1 protein-coding gene is annotated in these 255 nt (G+C 36.1%); it reads right to left on the bottom strand.

Translation table 11 applies throughout. From position 1 onward, the window contains the following. Positions 1-182: hypothetical protein (locus WFK35_RS23350; RefSeq protein WP_336735012.1), on the bottom strand; the 182-nt coding region annotated here is incomplete at its 3' end. Positions 183-255: the final 73 nt, after the last annotated feature.

Below are 255 nucleotides of genomic sequence, written 5' to 3'. Positions count from 1 at the left end.
AGCGCACTCTGAAGATCTTTCTTTTCCTTTTTCGGCAAAGTATCGTTTTCAATCTTCACTTCTGCACCTGTGTAAAGCATCTGTCCTTTCTTCAGAAATCGTGTATTACTGCAGGAAAGGGTTGCGGAAGCCATTCCGCAGGTGATTAAAAATTTAAAATAGGTATGATAATTTTTTTTCATTTATTTAAATTCTACCGCTTGGTTTTGTTGGTTTTTTCTGGATTCCTTCTGTTTCCTGTTTTTAGATTTCTGG

It is taken from the genome of Chryseobacterium sp. VD8 (genome assembly GCF_037149975.1).
Taxonomy (GTDB): Bacteria; Bacteroidota; Bacteroidia; order Flavobacteriales; family Weeksellaceae; genus Chryseobacterium; species Chryseobacterium indicum.
Note: the sequence above shows the minus strand (reverse complement) of the source record. Positions and strands in the feature narration are given on the sequence as shown.